Raw genomic sequence first — 16,695 nt, 5'->3', positions numbered from 1 at the left:
CGCTATTCTTTCCTATTTTTCTTTATTTTTCCCGCCATTATGAATTGATATATTATCAATTTTGGGAGGATAACAAACAGAAGCAATAATTTTTTTGGTTTTCCCCCTTCTATAATGCTGATAATGATGGTTACAAGTGGCACTAGCACTAACAATACCGTGTTGATGCGATACGCCCAAATTAAGTATCCTTTTTCTGCCCAAAGGTCCCATTCATCTTTGATTTTCAAGTCAGTTACTTCACTTTTGAGAAAATCAACAAATTGTTTTGTGTCGCTTTTAAACAGTAGGTAGGACTTTTTACATACAAAAGTAATAGTTTTATTTCGGGTTACAATCCTATGAAGAGCATTTCTTCTTTCATCATCAAAAACAATCGCTGTTACTTCCAAAATGTCAATCGTAGGAATCTCTTTGTAATTAAACAATAATTTTTTGTTCCAATGAAATACAAGTTTGTTGTTTTCAACAGTTACTATAAGTCGGCTAACTATAGAATATATTAGCAATAAAGTCAGCCCAATGAAAACGAGCGAAGGAATTATCCATTTAAGATACGGAATTTTAATATTTACAGCTAAGATAATGGTTAACAGTATCCATAGAGGGAAAATAAAAATACTTATAAGCGCTCTATTTAATCTATAAACCAATAAACTAAACGTTTTCTTCTCTTCCACAACTTACTTTTTGATAGGTATTACTGCTCAAAGATATAAATTTTATGACTTTTTATATAAATACATTGGGATAAAAAAACTTCAACTTCGCTCAGTTTGACCAAGTGCCTGTGACATTGAGGCAAAGCCCCTTTTCTCGTTTTAAACCAAAAGTACAAAAAAATAAAAATCAAACATATTTCAATCCATTACCAACATAAAAAAAGTAAAGACGCCCCAACGGACGTCCTTACCGATAATTTTTTAATTTCTTATCCTTTTTTGGTCACAATACCCAAAGCTTCAAGCTCCTGACTATGAGCAAACACAACTTTGGCGTAAGCCACAAACTCACTGTACTGCGGATAAAACTCATCGAAGAATTTGTCGCGAACTTCGGTGGCTTTTTGAGCCTCGGCGGTTTCCTTTTTCTGACTTTCTTTCAGGGCGATGACTTCTGTGAGTTTATTTTGTACCGCTTTCAAATCTTCTTCTTTGATGTTGATAGACTGCAACTTAGTTAGAAACGCCGAGTTTTTAAGCAATTGTGAATAGAAGTTCCCCACTTGCACCAACCAATCGCTATATGCCGTTTTGCGTTTCCCTGCAAAGTCGAGCGAAGCACCTGCTAAGGTATCGCCTTTAAAAAGGATTTTACAGAAAGCCAAATGCTTGGTATATAAATCATTAATTTCGGAAAACTTTTGGTCGAACTTCTCCGTTTCGGCGTATTGCTGAGCGTATTCCGTCTTTTGGATTTGGTGTAACTCTTCCAAACGTACCACTTTGGCTAAAAGCTCATCAAGTTTTTCGGCAGTATAGCCCAATAGCCCCATCTGCTCCTGAATGTTAGGCAATTTCCCGTTAGAAAACGCCAATCGCATTCGCTGAATCCATTCCTCCATTGAAATATGCACGTTTCGCTTCTTTGGAGTTGGTGTTTGCTCGTTTTGATTCAGATTTTGGTCATTCTGATTCAAGTTTTGTTCGTTCTGATGTAAATTCTCGTTCATAATAATTGTGTTTTTGGTGTTAAACTTTTAATTTTCTATTGATTTTATAGATTTTTACTTGCAGGAAATGGATTTTTACCGGTCAGAATCCATTTATTGTCAGTCAAGATTGATTTCTTGTCAGTCAGAATTCATTTCTTATTGGTCGGGATTGATTTCTTGTTAGTCAGAATTCATTTCCTGTTGGTAAATATTGATTTCTTGTTGGTAAATATTAATTTCTTATGGGTCAGAACTTATATAATGTAGGTCAAACCTTGCTTCCCTGCTGTAAGAATGCTTTTCTGTACGGGAATTATCAAAATCCTATGGGTAAACATTCGTCACTTGCAGGGAATTCTTATGATATACGCAGCAATATCCGTGCCGTAAGTGGTAAAAATTCAGCGGATTAGTATTAAAATGCTGTTAAAAAGAAAAGACGCCGTGAGGGCGTCTGTGAAAATAGGTTTATGTATGGTAAAAGCTCTACCCCTCAAAAATAATCATCCAAGAGATACCGAACTTATCTTTAAAATCTCCGAAATAACCAAAAAATTGCTCTTCCATAGGCATTTCTATTTCGCCTCCTTCGGAAAGTGCGTGGAAAAGACGGTCGGCTTCGGCTTTGCTATCCACGGCAATACTCACATAGCTGTGATTGCCCGTAGTGAGTTTTTGCCCAAATGATTCAAAAATATCCGACCCCATTAGCTTATCGTTTTCCCCTATCGGAAGCTCAATGTACATAATGCGGTTTTTCTCATTTTCAGGAACTTCCATCGGAGTTTTATCAGAACGAACCACCATTGTAAAATCGCCCCCGAAAGCCTTTTTGTAAAAATTAAATGCCTCTTCGCAATTCCCATTAAAATTCAAATACGGATTGAGTTTTGTTGCCATTTTTTTATCGTTTTAATTATTAAGGGCAAAAATAGGCAGTTGGAACGAAAAAAATCTTGTCATAAGGCAAGATTTTAAGTTAGAAATTAACTATTTTATCATACCTTCTTTTCCTAACAATCGGCGAGCATACCCGATTTGTCCACAATGATAAATCTCGTGCAGTGACAAAAATGAAAGTTCTACGATATTGCTTTTAGGTTGATTTTCAAACTGTTCCAAACCGTCCATTAAAGGTTTATATGTTTGCTGAAAATATGATTTAAGAAGTTCAAAATCAATGAGTTTTTCTGTTACATCCTTAGCGTTGATATATCTTCCGTAGAAAGCAAAATGTTCATCGTTCCAAACGGAATTTTTACCCAAAATTTTTAAAACCAAATTGCGAGAATAAATCAAATGCCCTAAAAGCCAATTCACACAATTAGCCTCATTCTGTGGAAAAATCAACGATTCTTCGGCTGAAATTCCTTCTAAATTCTTCAAAATCAAACCAAAATTGGCTTCAAATTGCGTTTTTAATATGAGAGTGTCCATTGTTATGTTTTTATTTGGGCAAAAATAAGCAGTTGGAACGAAAAAAATCTTGCCTTATGGCAAGATTTTAGTTCATTTGTCGTATCCTTACTTCAATAGGTGTATTTTTGAGTTTTTCAATAAGTTCACTAACAGGAGTTTCGTTGAAATGATATGGGTAAAATATCTTAGGTTGTACCATTTTTGCTGCTTTTTCGGCTTGTTCTAATGTCATCGTATAAGGTTGATTGACAGGTAGAAAAGCAATGTCTATATTTGAAAGATTTGCCATTTCGGGAATATCTTCCGTGTCGCCCGCCACATAAATCCGTAAGCCGTGAAAGGTAAGAATGTAGCCATTATCACGCCCTTGTGGGTGGAATTTTTCGCGACCAATGGTAGTGTTATAAGCGGGGACAGCCTCTATGGTTACATTTTTCATAAGGGAACGCTTTTCTCCGTTTTTCATTGCTATTCCTCTTCCTAATTTGTTCTGACAACTTTCATTCAGAATGATTTTTGTTTTCTCCTTTTCAAGAGAAGCAATTGTTTTGGGGTCGAAATGGTCGTGATGCTCGTGAGTTACCAAGATAAAATCTGCTTTCGGAAAGCGTGAATAATCAGTTGTATGGTTTTGATAGTTTTCAACAGGGTCAATTTGGAAATATACATTTTCATAATTTATTGCCAAACTGCCGTGCTTGATGAATGTTATTGTTACCTGTTTTCCGTTTTTGGTAGAAAAAGTATCGGAAACATAGTTTTGAGCAGACATACCAACACACCAAAAAAATATAAATGCTACAATTATCTTATTCATAAAATTTAAAATTTTGAAACAAAGGTAATACAATAATTTGATTTGCAAAATAAATTTTGTTTTGTAAGTTTGATGTTTCCCCCAATTTTTATCATCAAAAAACCTCCTTCCGAATTCTACTCAGCGATGTATCGGTAATTCCCAAATAAGTGGCGATGTATTTTAAAGGTACGCTTTGAATCACTTGTGGCTTATCTTTGAGGAATTGCAAATAGCGGTCTTTGGCGGGAAGCGTAATCATCTCGAGGGAGCGTTGTTGGGTTTGGAAGAGTTTTTCGGTCATAAAAAGTCGTCCCCATTCAGAAACTCCCGCAATGGAATGGTACAACAGCTGAAAATCCTCGAAAGAAATTTCCCACGCTATGCAATCGGTCAGGGCAACTATATTTTCTAAACTTGGCTCTTGCTTAAAAAGTGACAATTCATTGATAACAAACTCCTGCTCACAGAAAAAACCCGTAGTAATGTCGTTTCCTTCGTAATCGTGGACAAAACTCCGAGCAATACCACTTTGCAAAGCGAAATAACTTTTGGAAACTTCGCCTTTTTGTAAAATAAAATCTCCTTTCTTGAAACTCACCTTCCGATGTGCCGCCTTAATTTGTTCAAGTTGTTCACTCGAAATCAGCGGATGGGCATAAAGTGTGGAAAAATCAAAGGTGGTCTGCATTTTATATATAGTCTTTTAAGATTTATGTAAAAAAAGGGCGAAAATTTTTTCGCCCTTACTATTTTCTATTTGTTAATTCCTATTGCCTATTTGAACAGATACATTTTCCTTCTTGCATAGAGCTCATAGAATTGGTCGTCTTTGAGGTCGTCTATGAAAAGAATGCTCTCACCGGTGGATTTCATTTCGGGACCTAAACGCTTATCCACGTTCGGGAACTTGTTAAACGAAAACACAGGCTGTTTGATAGCAAATCCGTCCAATTTCGGTTGGAAATCGAAATCGGTTACTTTCTTCTCGCCAAGCATCACTTTGGTAGCGTAGTTCACGTACGGCTCCCCGTAGGCTTTGGCAATAAACGGAACGGTACGCGACGCCCTCGGGTTGGCTTCGATGATATACACCGTGTCGTCCTTAATGGCAAACTGAATGTTTATCAGTCCCACCGTGTTTAAGGCTTTAGCTATTTTGTGCGTATGGTCTTTGATTTGTTGCATCACAAACTCACCGATGTTAAACGGCGGCAGTGTGGCGTTACTATCCCCCGAATGCACCCCACACGGCTCGATGTGTTCCATAATCCCGATGATGTACACGTTTTCGCCATCGCAAATAGCATCGGCTTCGGCTTCGATAGCTCCATCTAAATAATGGTCAAGCAAAAGTTTGTTATTCGGAATTTTACGGAGCAAATCCACCACGTGTTCTTCCAATTCGTGCTTGTTGATAACGATTTTCATTCCTTGTCCACCCAACACGTACGACGGACGCACCAAAAGCGGGAAGTCCAACTCATCGGCTAGCTTTAAGGCTTCGTCGGCAGTTTCGGCAACACCAAATTTCGGATACGGAATGCCCAATTCTTTCAATAAAGTAGAAAAACGCCCTCGGTCTTCTGCCAAATCCAACGCGTCAAAACTTGTTCCGATGATTTTAATGCCATATTTATGGAGTTTTTCAGCCAATTTCAAAGCGGTTTGCCCGCCCAACTGAACGATAACACCTTCGGGTTTTTCGTGACGAATGATGTCGTAAATATGTTCCCAAAAAACAGGCTCGAAGTAGAGCTTATCTGCCGTATCAAAATCCGTAGAAACCGTTTCAGGGTTGCAGTTAATCATAATGGTTTCGTAACCGCACTCGGCAGCCGACAGCACTCCGTGAACACAACAGTAATCGAACTCAATTCCCTGCCCGATACGGTTGGGTCCAGAGCCTAACACAACTACTTTTTTGCGGTCGGAAACGATACTATCGTTCGCTGTGAAAAGATTGCCGTTCGCATCACGAATTGGAGCTTCAAACGTAGAGTAATAATACGGCGTTTGTGCTTTAAACTCGGCAGCACACGTATCTACCAACTTATATACGCGGTTGATACCCAATTCTTCACGTTTTTTATAGACTTCACTTTCCCAACATCCCAACATATGGGCGATTTGGCGGTCGGCAAAGCCTTTTTGTTTGGCTTCCAATAGTAAATCTTTCGGAAGTGTTTCTATTTTATAGGTTGAAATTTCTTTCTCAATGCTGTATAGTTCTTCGTATTGCTTCAAGAACCACATATCTATCTTAGTGATTTCGTGAATTCTCGAAAGCGGAATGCCCATCGCGATGGCGTCATAAATCACAAAAACTCTATCCCAACTCGGATTGGTAAGTTTGTCGATGATTTGCTCATAATTTTTGTATCCTTTGCCATCTGCTCCCAATCCATTGCGTTTGATTTCAAGTGATTGCGTAGCTTTATGAAGTGCTTCTTGGAACGAGCGACCGATGCCCATTACTTCTCCTACCGATTTCATTTGCAGACCGATAGTGCGGTCAGAACCTTCGAATTTATCAAAGTTCCAACGCGGAATTTTTACGATAACATAATCCAACGTGGGTTCAAAAAGTGCCGAAGTGGACTTAGTGATTTGGTTAGAAAGTTCGTCCAAGTTATAACCGATAGCCAATTTTGTTGCAATTTTGGCAATCGGATAGCCTGTCGCTTTGGAAGCCAATGCCGAAGAACGTGACACACGCGGATTGATTTCTATGGCGATAATATCTTCTTTTTCGTCAGGAGAAACGGCAAATTGTACGTTGCAACCTCCCGCAAAATCGCCGATACTTCGCATCATCTTGATTGCCATATCACGCATACGTTGGAACGTTCTGTCGGAAAGCGTCATCGCAGGAGCAACGGTAATAGAGTCACCCGTGTGGATACCCATTGGATCCATATTTTCAATGGTACAGATAATTACCACATTATCGTTTTTATCACGAAGAAGTTCCAATTCGTATTCCTTCCAACCCATTAACGCTTTGTCAATCAACACTTCGTGAATAGGAGAAGCCTCCAAACCACGTGTGAGAAGCGTATCAAAGTCTTCCTTTTTGTACACCACAGAAGCTCCTGTTCCGCCCAATGTAAACGACGGACGAATCACCAAAGGAAAACCGAATTTCTGAGCGATTTCTTTTCCTCGAAGGAAAGAATTTGCCGTTTCGGACGGAGCCATCGGAATGCCAATTTTGTCCAAAAACACACGGAATTTCTCTCGGTCTTCGGTAATTTGGATGGCATCGATATCCACCCCGATGATTTCCACATCAAAATCTTTCCAAATCCCTTTTTCAGCGGCTTCAATGCAAAGATTTAAGGCAGTTTGCCCTCCCATTGTGGGTAAAACGGCATCAATATTGGGATGTTTTTTCAGAATTTCAACTATGGATTTGGTAGTCAATGGCTTTAAATAGACGTGGTCAGCCATTGAAGGGTCAGTCATAATGGTGGCAGGATTGCTGTTGATAAGCACCGTTTCGATGCCGTCCTCACGTAGCGAACGCAACGACTGTGAACCCGAATAGTCAAACTCACAAGCTTGTCCGATAATGATTGGTCCTGAACCAATTAACAATACACAATTTAAATCTTTACGCTTTGGCATTTTTTCCTATGTTTTTAGTTTTTTTTCCAAATTTTAACGGCCTCATTATAGAGAAAATCAGCTCTTTTTTGTATTTCTTCCTCATTCCAATTTTCTAACGAAAGAAAAGGAACCAAAGTTTTTATTCCCGATGAATAAAGTGCCAAACCTCCTCTTTTATCCTTTCCTTTTTTCTTAGTTTTCCAATTCGCATCTCGGATTGATGAATTTAAAGACTGCGTAATAATAGCGAGGTTACCAAGAGTGAGTAATTTCCGATTTCTAAAATCTCGTTTCTCTTTATCATTTATTTTCCCCCAATTATTTTCCCATTTTTTAGGCATTAAGTGTTCCAGAGTATATTTTGAAATTCCTAAAAGGCGAGTACTATCCATTCCATTTCGCAATTTAGATTCTATAAAATATACAATCCCTGCTGCTTGTTTATTTACAAGTATAGCATTGTCAAATCCTTTTTTTAACTCTTCATCATTAGGAAAGAAGTTGATTTGGTCTTCTTGCCTCTCAAAAAAGTTTATGAACTCTTGCTTTGATAAAATTTCATTCTGAATGAGTCTATCGGTAAAAAGTTGATTATAATTTTTTGTATTAGCGTGAATTACCATTCTACGCATCACATAACTTTCTAATATTTCAAAAAGTTCATTTTGAGTATTTTTATCATTTTGAGTATTTTTCAGAACATATAAAATATACGGAATTAAAGTGGAAGTATCTAATCCAAAAATAATTGTCGTTATTCTTTCTATGCCATTATTTGGAGTAAGTTCAGTATTGACAACTTCATAATCAAAATTACCACTAAATATTTTTGCATAATCTTTTATCTCTAAAAGAATATCATTTTTGTTTAGATTGTAATTTTTTATAAGATTTTTGTAAGATTCGAAAAGCGTTTCTACTTTTGAAAATTCTATCTTATCTTCTGTTTTAATTTTTAAAGTTGGTTCTTGAATTTTTATTTGTAAATATGCCCAAAAAAATAAATCAATAAATGTTCTACGAATTCTACCAGTGGTTATTTCTCTATCCCAATAATTTTTGGTTTCATCATCGGCTTCAAATATATTTTTCCAATATTTTTCGTATAAATCTTTTTCCTCCCTACCAAAAAAATAATTTTTAAGTAATTCAGCAGTAGTTAACTTAACACCAAGAGAGTTAATAGTATCAAAAATTTGTTGCTCATCTTCTCGTTCATCAAGGTCAATTCCTACAAAAAGAATATTCGTTAAAATTTTACCAAAATCTAATTTCTCGGGATTTAAATTCTTTTTAAAATAGGTATAAGCCAAAGTGATATTATCCGTTTCTGATAAATCTTCTAATGTAGATAAATTTAAAATTCTATTAAAATTTTCAACATCATTATGATTATGTAATAAGGAGATACTTTCATCAATTAGTTTAAAAATTCGTTCAAATCTCCCATCTTGATTGGTTTTCAAACACAAAACTTTAAAAAAGATGTTCAAAGTGGTTAATCTTTGTTGTCCATCAATCACAGTTCTTCGGTCTCCTGCCCTACTTACTGTTTGGGTTGGTTGTTGCTTTAGAATTACCGAACCTAAAAAATATGGTTTATCGGTCTCACTTACATTTTCCATATCTTCCAGTAGCCTTTCCCATTGGTCTTCCCCCCAAACATAAGCTCTTTGAAAAAAAGGAATTTCTAAAACCCTATTTCCATTAAAAATATCATTGATTGTTTTTTTTCCCGCTTCCATAATATTCTATCTTTTCTTAATTCTGTATCAAGCCATAAATTAGTTTTCATTTTGAGCTATTGCAAAAAATACAACAACTGAATTTTTATCTATGTCTCTTTCCTTTGAAGACATTTTTCAAGTAACTAAAAGTTAAGAATTTGTCTCTTTCAAAGAGCAACACCATTTGATTAGGGTTTTCGGAATCCTATCAAAAAACACCTTTTTTTATAGAAATTTTAAAAAAAAGGTGTTACCTAAAAAAGATAACACCTTTATATATTGTAAAACCCAACCATCGACATTATTTTTTATGTCTTGGTTCTGAAGAAACTGTTAATTTTTTTCTTCCCTTAGCTCTTCTTCTCGCTAATACTTTTCTACCGTTTGCAGTAGCCATACGCTCTCTGAAACCGTGTTTATTTCTTCTCTTTCTTTTTGATGGTTGAAATGTTCTTTTCATTGTCCTAAATCTTTAAAAATATCTTATCTCAAATAAAATTTATAAACCTTTCTCTATTTAAAAGTGGGGCAAATGTACGATTTTTTTTTAAACTGACAAATATTACACTCTTTTTTTGTTGTCTTTTTTTATTTCTTTGGATACTTATTTATCACAATATCAAAATATTTCGGATTATAAGTTCCTTTCATTGAATAAAATAAATTTTTCCTTTCTCCATTATCTTTGGGTAAAGAAATCAATTTCAAATCATTTCCCAAAATTTGCCAAATAAGCTCTGTACAATACATTTGTGAAGGCTCATCAATAACTCCCATTCGGTCGAATGGAACTTTTTTTTGTAAATAATATTTTGCCTGATTTACAATCCGTTGCCCCTGCTCTTTAGTAATGTTTTTAGGACGTACAATAATAATTCTCTCAGGCATTGACCCCTTCAAAAACTGGTTAAGTGATTGTTCTTGCATTCCGTCCGTGTCACTCGTATCAGATGAAAGTGAATGAATTACCCACCATTTATCATCTTTTAAATACAAAATTCCAGAGTGAGTAACGTCAAAAACAGAGTCATTTAACTTTTTGGAAATCAAATCACTAAAAAAACCATATCCTCTCCTAAGAATAATATCTCCCTGTTGTATTTTCTTTAAATCTTCTTGAGAAAAACGTGCAATTTTCTGATTTTGCCTTATGAGTTTGCTCTCCTGATTTCTATCTACCCAAAAGAATAAATGAAAACTTCCCCACAAGAACAACAAAAAAAAACTGAAAAATAAAGTCCCTTTTATTAGATATTTCTTCATTTTTCAGTTCTTTTTACACTTTTATTATTCCGTTGTTTCAGTAACCACCTCCGCTTCTAAATCTTCTAGTTCTGTTGTGATTTCTTCTTCACTTGATTGATTTTCAGATTCTGTAGCGTCTAAATTTCCTACAGGTTCTTCCTTGTTCATTTCTTCCTTATTAAAAGAAACCTTCCAATTTCCATCAACTTTCTTTAAATCAATGCTTTGCTCTTTGCTTTCTTCTTGAATCTCAGAACTTTCAACAATATAAAAAACTTTTGCCTTATCACCATTTTCTTCTACCTTCATTACTTTTACTTTTGCATTTTCAGCCTTTTTGTTATTGTCCTTAGGCATACTATCAAGCATATTCAAAAGTTGTTTCATCGAATCGTCCGAATACTTTTTAGCTTCCTCAAAGTTTTGATTTTCCATAGCTTCCAAGAATTTTTCTGCGACTTTTCTAGGAGAATCTCCTGAACAAGAAACAAACAAAAGCATCGAAAACATTACTAAATTTAAAAATAATTTTCTCATATTTATTTATTGAACTATTAAAAAAACGGTAGCAAAAATAAGAATAAAGAATTAGATACAAGAAAAATATTTCGTTTTTTTGACTATTAGAGTAAAAATAAATACCTTCGCACTTATTATATTAATTTTAGTTTCATATGAAAATAGTTATATCCCCAGCCAAGTCACTAAATTTCGATAAAAATATCCCTACGAAAGAATACTCTCTACCAATCTTTCAAACAGAAATGAAGGAAGTTAATACTGAATTGAAAAAACTAACTCCCAATACGTTAGCTGAATTGATGCATATTTCAGAAAAACTTGCCGACCTTAACTGGCAACGAAATCAAGAATTTTCACTACCTTTTTCTACCAAAAATGCTAAACAAGCTGCATACGTTTTTGATGGTGATGTTTATGACGGATTGGATATTCTTTCTCTCAATAACAATGAAATCGAGAAATTGCAAAAGACGTTACGCATTCTTTCAGGGCAATACGGGCTATTAAAACCTTTGGATTTGATACAACCTTATCGTTTGGAAATGGGTACAAAAATTAGCATCGCAGGAAGTAAAGACTTATACGATTTTTGGAAAGATAAAATCACAAACGCTTTAAACAATGAATTATCAGATAATGAGTTATTTATAAACTTAGCAAGTAATGAATATTTCAAGGCTATTGATGTTAAAAAACTAAAGACTTCGGTTGTTACCCCCATTTTTAAAGATTGGAAAGGCGATGAACTTAAAATTATTAGTTTTTATGCAAAAAAAGCTCGTGGACTAATGGTAAAATACATCATCAAAAATGATGTCCAAACAATTGATGGCTTAAAAGGATTCAATTATGAAGGATACAACTTTAGTGAAAGTTTATCCGTAAAAAAAGGAGAACTCATTTTTGTTAGATAACAAAAAAGCTACCCAAAAGGTAGCTTTTCTTTTTAATATTCAAATTGTTATGATAATTTCATATCTGAAACAATTGCTTTTATTTTTTCATCTAAGACCTTTTCAGTCTCTTTAAATTTATCGACACTATCTAATTTTGTATTCACACTGAAATAGAATTTAATTTTTGGCTCTGTCCCACTTGGGCGTGCCGCAATTTTTGTTCCGTTTTCAGTATAGTAAATCAATACATTTGATTTTGGAATATCAATATCTTCGATCTCACCTGTTAAAATATTATGAGCTTTTGAAGTTTGGTAATCTTCAACCATTGTAACTTTTTCTCCATTGATTTCTTTTAGTGGATTTTCACGTAGGTCTTTCATCATTTGAGCAATTTCTTGTGAACCTGAAATTCCTTTACGAACCAATGAAATTAAATATTCCTTGTAGAAAACATAATCCACATAAGCCTTTAGCAACTCCTTGTAAAAAGAACTACCTGAAGCCTTAGCTGTAGCTGCAATTTCACAAGCTAATAATGTTGCTGTAACGGCATCTTTATCACGAACGAAATCCCCAACCATATATCCAAAGCTTTCTTCACCACCACCAATAAATGTTTGGTCGGAAAAATCACGAATCATTTTTGCAATCCACTTGAATCCTGTCAACCCAACTTTGCATTCTACACCAAAGGCAGTTGCTACATCATTCATCATAGGAGTGGAAACAATTGTTGACCCCACAAACTCGTTGCCTTTGAATCCTTTTTCTTTATGTTTCTGCAATAAAAATAAAGTCATCATCACCATCGTTTGGTTTCCGTTCAGAAGTACCATTTTCCCTTCCAAGTCACGAACGGCAACACCCACTCGGTCGCAATCGGGGTCTGTACCAATTACAATATCTGCATTTATTTCGTCAGCTTTTTTCAAAGCCATTGTTAAAGCCTCTGGCTCTTCAGGATTAGGTGATTTCACCGTTGGGAAATTTCCGTCAGGTTTTGCTTGTTCTTCTACAATATGAACGTTTGTGTAACCAGCTCGTTTCAAAACTTCTGGTACCATTGTAATTGAAGTTCCGTGCAAAGAAGTAAAAACTACTTTCAAATTTTCCTTTTCCGGAGCGTTAAAACTACCGTTTTTAATGGAAGCTTCTGCAAAGGCATTATCTAACTCAGTATCAATCCACTCAATCAAATTTTCATCAGCATCAAATTTAATATCCTTAAAATCAACTGCTTCAATAGCCTTCATTATGTCTCCATCTTGCGGAGGAACCAACTGACCACCATCTTCCCAATACACTTTGTAGCCATTATATTCAGGTGGATTATGCGATGCTGTTAGCACAATTCCGCATTGGCACCCCAAATAACGTACTGCAAATGAAAGTTCTGGAGTTGGACGCAAATCCGAAAACAAAAAAACCTTTATTCCGTTAGCTGAAAAAACATCAGCAACAACTTTCGCTAATGTTTTCGAATTATTCCTGCAATCGTGAGCAATTGCCACTTTAGGTTGTTCGTTAGGAAATGTTTTTTTCAGATAATCACTTAGTCCTTGCGTGTTTCTTCCGAGCGTGTATTTATTAATTCGGTTTGTACCGATTCCCATAATACCACGCATTCCTCCAGTTCCAAATTCAAGATTTTTGTAGAAAGATTCCTTTAATTCGTCAAGATTTCCATCAAGAAGTTCTTGTACTTTGCTTCGGGTTTCTGCATCAAAAACATCAGAAAGCCACGTTTTTGCTGTTTCAATACTTTTTTCTAACATAGTATATAAATTAGAAGATATTTTTATTTTACTTATCGTTTTTCAACTAAGCAAAGATAAAAAATTTATATCAATTTCCTTAGCAAAAAAATTAATATTTTTTAAGAAGAAATATATTTAAAAGCTATCTTATACCGAATAGTATATAACTTGCTGATTTATTTTCCTTTTGATAATTTACTGACATTTATTTTGCATTTTGCTGTAATTCTACCCAAGCATCTGCAAGCATAAATTCCAACATTTTATGATTTTTGGCCTTTATTACGTCGTGAAACTGAGGTTTTTCCATAACAAAATAGGACAATTTTTCTATTTCCTCATCAGTAAGCCGAACCGTTTTGCGAAGAAAAGTAGACATATTTTCAATGATGTAATTCGCTACTTTCACATTTTCATCATTGGCTACTAATTGTTTTATTTTTTTACTTTTTCCTGTAATTGCATTAATCAAACCTTCAAAATTTACTGAAACTGCACCTACAAGCAAAGGCCAAAGCCCACTTGGTAAAATCCGTGTTTCACTATAAACTCGCTTTTCGTTATAAGTTCTTTCTATAGGCTTGTGTTGTAATATCCCGAGCGATTGTGCATTTATATCTGGATTTTTAGAAACTTCAACTTCCTCTATCTTAATCAGTTCATCTTTCATTTTCACTAAAAGTAGCTGGTCTGTTTCTAAATCAAACCGAGTAATAACACGATAAATTGTTTCTTTACCTACATAAGTAATTTTCAATGTATTGCCGAGAAAAGCCTCAATAGAAAATTTTCCTTCTGTATCTGTTATTGTAAAACGATTTCTCTCTAAATTTTGTATGTGAACACCTTGCAAGGGTTGTTTTTCATCAATTATTTTCCCATTGATGATTACACTTTCCTGAGCAATGAGCATTTCGCCCACAAACAGAAGAAACAAAAATATAAATTGCTTACTGTTTTTCATTTTTTAGTTCACGTTCCAGCATTCCTTGTAACTCTACCCAAACATCTATAAGCATAAATTCTAAATCCTTCAGATTATTCTCCTGAACAGCTTTGTGAAATTCTGGTCTTTCCATAACGTAATACGCCAAAGCATTGATTTCTTCTTCAGATAATTTAAGTTCTTTCTTTAGAAAATTCCCCATATTCTCAGAAATATAGGTTGCAACTGCCATATTTCGTTCATTTTGCAAATCTTTTTTTATTTGCTTTCTTTTGCCTGTTATAGCATTAATGAGAGCAGCCACGTCTAGTCCCCCACTGAAAACTCTAGTATTGCTATAGACTTTTTTCTCTCCATATGTTCTTCGTATAGGAGTGTGTTGCAAAATTCCAAGTTCTTGAGCTGTGATATTTTTATGCTTTGTCACCTGAACTTCCTCCAGTTCATTAATATGTTCTTTCATTTGTATCACTATTCCAGTAACCTGAAAATCTGCTTTTGCAATATTTCTGAAGACTGTTTGCATACTAACGTGGGTTAATTGAAGTGTATTCCCAATAGTTGCTTTTATTGTGAAGTATCCTTTTTCATCAGTGGTAGAGAACAATTGAGTATGAAGATTTTGTACGTGAACTCCCATCACGGGAATCGTATCATTCATTACACGTCCACGTACAATTTCTTCATTTTGGGCAAAAAGATTTCCAAAAAATAATAGAAAAATAAATGTTACACCAACTCTTTTCATTTTGTAAATTTAATTTTCAATTTCTGACTGCCCCATCAACATTAAATAGGCCTTGAGGAATTGGTCAATTTCGCCATTCATAACACTATCCACATCAGTAGATTCATATCCTGTACGAACATCTTTCACCAATTTGTATGGATGCATCACGTAATTACGAATCTGTGATCCCCACTCAATTTTCATCTTTCCGGCTTCAATTTCATCACGTTTTGCTTGACGTTTTTTTAGCTCAATTTCATAAAGCTGTGACTTTAAGAGCTGTAAAGCCTTATTTTTATTATCAAGCTGACTTCGGGTTTCCGAATTTTCTATTATAATCCCTGTAGGGTGGTGTCTTAAACGCACAGCAGTTTCTACTTTGTTAACATTCTGTCCTCCTGCCCCACTCGAACGCATTGTTTCAAAGGTAATATCAGACGGATTTATTTCAATTTCAATAGTATCATCTGCCAAAGGATACACGTACACTGAAACAAAAGACGTATGACGTTTGGCATTACTATCAAAAGGCGAAATACGCACCAAGCGATGTACTCCATTCTCACCTTTCAAATATCCAAAAGCATATTCTCCCTCTATTTCAATAGTAACCGTTTTAATTCCAGCTACATCCCCCTCTTGGTAATTCAAAGTTTTTATGCTATACTTTTGGTTATTACACCACATTGAATACATTCTAAGTAGCATTGAAGCCCAGTCACAACTTTCGGTTCCTCCTGCCCCAGCCGTAATTTGCAACACGGCACTCATACTATCTCCTTCATCGGAAAGCATATTTCTGAACTCAAGGTTTTCGATGCTTTGCAAAGCCTTTTGATATTGTTCACCGATCTCTTCTGCAATAGAAGAATCCTCCTTTAAAAAATCCATAAGAATTTCCAAATCTGAAATATACTCCTTAGCTTGTTGATAATCTTCTACCCATTTTTTCTTTGCCCGAAGCTCTTTCATTATTTTTTCAGCTTCTTTAGGATTATTCCAGAAATCAGGTGCAAAAGTTTTCTCTTCTTCGTTTGTAATTTCAATCAACTTAGCATCTATGTCAAAGATACCTCCTTAACGCACCTAGGCGATTCACTAAATCCTTTACTTGTTCGTTGTTTATCATTTTATTTTTTAATTTAAAAGGCAAATATAAATTTTAGAAATAAAGAATACAAATTATATTTTAAGAAAAACAGATTGAGTTATTATTATAAGAATAATAATCATTTTTGAAATGTTCCCAAACAAAAACTCCTAACTACACTCGTTAATTTGTATCAAGAAAGTAAAAAAATAAAACAGCTTTTAATTTTAAAGCTGTTTTTTTCTTTAAAATATCTATTTTTTTAGTTGTATAGTCTTAAATAAATATATATATTAAA

General features: G+C 34.8%; 17 protein-coding genes. 2 read left to right on the top strand and 15 right to left on the bottom strand.

Annotation, left to right across the window (positions count from 1 at the left end; translation table 11 throughout):
* Window positions 1-2: 2 nt before the first annotated feature.
* Both YW9_RS0104430 and YW9_RS0104425 read right to left on the bottom strand, forming a co-directional pair.
* Entirely contained in the window at window positions 3-680 is a 678-nt protein-coding gene (locus tag YW9_RS0104430; RefSeq protein WP_018278982.1) for a hypothetical protein, read from the bottom strand.
* Between the two features lie 251 nt (window positions 681-931).
* Window positions 932-1,672 carry a hypothetical protein gene (locus tag YW9_RS0104425; protein ID WP_018278981.1) on the bottom strand — a complete coding sequence of 247 codons (741 nt, stop codon included), beginning with the start codon at window positions 1,670-1,672 and terminating at the stop codon, window positions 932-934.
* 224 nt (window positions 1,673-1,896) lie between these two features.
* Here YW9_RS0104425 and YW9_RS13440 point away from each other — a divergent pair, with 224 nt between their 5' ends.
* Window positions 1,897-2,067 (top strand): hypothetical protein, encoded by a 171-nt coding sequence (locus tag YW9_RS13440; protein WP_155848727.1) that lies wholly within the window; start codon window positions 1,897-1,899, stop codon window positions 2,065-2,067.
* Between the two features lie 73 nt (window positions 2,068-2,140).
* On the opposite strand, the gene YW9_RS0104420 is transcribed toward YW9_RS13440, so the two are convergent.
* The 9 genes from YW9_RS0104420 to YW9_RS0104380 all read right to left on the bottom strand — a co-directional run bounded on the left by YW9_RS0104420 (window position 2,141) and on the right by YW9_RS0104380 (window position 10,990).
* The gene (locus YW9_RS0104420) at window positions 2,141-2,554 is read right to left on the bottom strand and encodes a VOC family protein (RefSeq protein WP_018278980.1); all 414 of its coding nucleotides are present in this window, start codon (window positions 2,552-2,554) and stop codon (window positions 2,141-2,143) included.
* A 90-nt stretch (window positions 2,555-2,644) separates the two neighbouring features.
* On the bottom strand, window positions 2,645-3,091 hold the full coding sequence (locus tag YW9_RS0104415) for a hypothetical protein (RefSeq protein WP_018278979.1): 447 nt from the start codon (window positions 3,089-3,091) through the stop codon (window positions 2,645-2,647).
* A gap of 67 nt (window positions 3,092-3,158) precedes the next feature.
* Complete coding sequence (locus tag YW9_RS0104410; protein WP_018278978.1) at window positions 3,159-3,890, bottom strand: MBL fold metallo-hydrolase; 732 nt, start codon at window positions 3,888-3,890, stop codon at window positions 3,159-3,161.
* Window positions 3,891-3,984: 94 nt separating this feature from the next.
* On the bottom strand, window positions 3,985-4,560 hold the full coding sequence (locus YW9_RS0104405) for a Crp/Fnr family transcriptional regulator (protein WP_018278977.1): 576 nt from the start codon (window positions 4,558-4,560) through the stop codon (window positions 3,985-3,987).
* 86 nt (window positions 4,561-4,646) lie between these two features.
* Window positions 4,647-7,499, bottom strand: a complete 2,853-nt coding sequence (carB, locus tag YW9_RS0104400; RefSeq protein ID WP_018278976.1) for a carbamoyl-phosphate synthase large subunit — start codon at window positions 7,497-7,499, stop codon at window positions 4,647-4,649.
* A gap of 14 nt (window positions 7,500-7,513) precedes the next feature.
* The gene (locus YW9_RS0104395; protein ID WP_018278975.1) at window positions 7,514-9,226 is read right to left on the bottom strand and encodes a DUF262 domain-containing protein; all 1,713 of its coding nucleotides are present in this window, start codon (window positions 9,224-9,226) and stop codon (window positions 7,514-7,516) included.
* Window positions 9,227-9,509: 283 nt separating this feature from the next.
* On the bottom strand, window positions 9,510-9,668 hold the full coding sequence (gene rpmH, locus YW9_RS0104390) for a 50S ribosomal protein L34 (RefSeq protein ID WP_002669412.1): 159 nt from the start codon (window positions 9,666-9,668) through the stop codon (window positions 9,510-9,512).
* Between the two features lie 128 nt (window positions 9,669-9,796).
* Window positions 9,797-10,471 (bottom strand): YiiX/YebB-like N1pC/P60 family cysteine hydrolase, encoded by a 675-nt coding sequence (locus tag YW9_RS0104385; RefSeq protein WP_026193806.1) that lies wholly within the window; start codon window positions 10,469-10,471, stop codon window positions 9,797-9,799.
* Between the two features lie 24 nt (window positions 10,472-10,495).
* Entirely contained in the window at window positions 10,496-10,990 is a 495-nt protein-coding gene (locus YW9_RS0104380) for a nuclear transport factor 2 family protein (protein ID WP_018278973.1), read from the bottom strand.
* A gap of 137 nt (window positions 10,991-11,127) precedes the next feature.
* On the opposite strand from YW9_RS0104380, the gene yaaA reads away from it, so the two are divergent.
* Window positions 11,128-11,889: a peroxide stress protein YaaA gene (gene yaaA / locus YW9_RS0104375; RefSeq protein ID WP_018278972.1), complete on the top strand. Its 762-nt coding sequence runs from the start codon at window positions 11,128-11,130 to the stop codon at window positions 11,887-11,889.
* A 47-nt stretch (window positions 11,890-11,936) separates the two neighbouring features.
* Here yaaA and YW9_RS0104370 read toward each other — a convergent pair whose 3' ends face one another.
* The 4 genes from YW9_RS0104370 to prfB form a co-directional block, all read right to left on the bottom strand.
* Window positions 11,937-13,649, bottom strand: coding sequence for a phospho-sugar mutase (locus tag YW9_RS0104370; protein WP_018278971.1), 1,713 nt, complete (start codon window positions 13,647-13,649; stop codon window positions 11,937-11,939).
* Window positions 13,650-13,836: 187 nt separating this feature from the next.
* The gene (locus YW9_RS0104365) at window positions 13,837-14,595 is read right to left on the bottom strand and encodes a carboxypeptidase-like regulatory domain-containing protein (RefSeq protein WP_041996057.1); all 759 of its coding nucleotides are present in this window, start codon (window positions 14,593-14,595) and stop codon (window positions 13,837-13,839) included.
* A complete protein-coding gene (locus YW9_RS0104360; RefSeq protein WP_018278969.1) occupies window positions 14,582-15,325 on the bottom strand; it encodes a carboxypeptidase-like regulatory domain-containing protein in 744 nt (247 codons plus the stop codon). Before YW9_RS0104360 ends, YW9_RS0104365 begins: the two co-directional genes overlap by 14 nt.
* Window positions 15,326-15,334: 9 nt before the next feature.
* Window positions 15,335-16,436 (bottom strand): peptide chain release factor 2 gene (gene prfB, locus YW9_RS0104355; protein WP_155848726.1). Its coding sequence is split into 2 segments (ribosomal slippage): window positions 15,335-16,372 and window positions 16,374-16,436, totalling 1,101 coding nucleotides; the frame shifts between segments, so codons are not numbered across the junction.
* Between the last annotated feature and the right edge of the window lie 259 nt (window positions 16,437-16,695).

This window comes from Capnocytophaga cynodegmi DSM 19736, from assembly GCF_000379185.1.
GTDB lineage: Bacteria > Bacteroidota > Bacteroidia > Flavobacteriales > Flavobacteriaceae > Capnocytophaga > Capnocytophaga cynodegmi.
Note: the sequence above shows the minus strand (reverse complement) of the source record. Positions and strands in the feature narration are given on the sequence as shown.

Coding starts and splice junctions, on each gene's coding strand:
- YW9_RS0104425 (WP_018278981.1), bottom strand. CDS start 1,672: ATGAACGAGAATTTACATCAGAACGAACAAAACTTGAATCAGAATGAC.
- YW9_RS13440 (WP_155848727.1), top strand. CDS start 1,897: ATGGGTCAGAACTTATATAATGTAGGTCAAACCTTGCTTCCCTGCTGT.
- YW9_RS0104420 (WP_018278980.1), bottom strand. CDS start 2,554: ATGGCAACAAAACTCAATCCGTATTTGAATTTTAATGGGAATTGCGAA.
- YW9_RS0104415 (WP_018278979.1), bottom strand. CDS start 3,091: ATGGACACTCTCATATTAAAAACGCAATTTGAAGCCAATTTTGGTTTG.
- YW9_RS0104410 (WP_018278978.1), bottom strand. CDS start 3,890: ATGAATAAGATAATTGTAGCATTTATATTTTTTTGGTGTGTTGGTATG.
- YW9_RS0104405 (WP_018278977.1), bottom strand. CDS start 4,560: ATGCAGACCACCTTTGATTTTTCCACACTTTATGCCCATCCGCTGATT.
- carB (WP_018278976.1), bottom strand. CDS start 7,499: ATGCCAAAGCGTAAAGATTTAAATTGTGTATTGTTAATTGGTTCAGGA.
- YW9_RS0104395 (WP_018278975.1), bottom strand. CDS start 9,226: ATGGAAGCGGGAAAAAAAACAATCAATGATATTTTTAATGGAAATAGG.
- rpmH (WP_002669412.1), bottom strand. CDS start 9,668: ATGAAAAGAACATTTCAACCATCAAAAAGAAAGAGAAGAAATAAACAC.
- YW9_RS0104385 (WP_026193806.1), bottom strand. CDS start 10,471: ATGAAGAAATATCTAATAAAAGGGACTTTATTTTTCAGTTTTTTTTTG.
- YW9_RS0104380 (WP_018278973.1), bottom strand. CDS start 10,990: ATGAGAAAATTATTTTTAAATTTAGTAATGTTTTCGATGCTTTTGTTT.
- yaaA (WP_018278972.1), top strand. CDS start 11,128: ATGAAAATAGTTATATCCCCAGCCAAGTCACTAAATTTCGATAAAAAT.
- YW9_RS0104370 (WP_018278971.1), bottom strand. CDS start 13,649: ATGTTAGAAAAAAGTATTGAAACAGCAAAAACGTGGCTTTCTGATGTT.
- YW9_RS0104365 (WP_041996057.1), bottom strand. CDS start 14,595: ATGAAAAACAGTAAGCAATTTATATTTTTGTTTCTTCTGTTTGTGGGC.
- YW9_RS0104360 (WP_018278969.1), bottom strand. CDS start 15,325: ATGAAAAGAGTTGGTGTAACATTTATTTTTCTATTATTTTTTGGAAAT.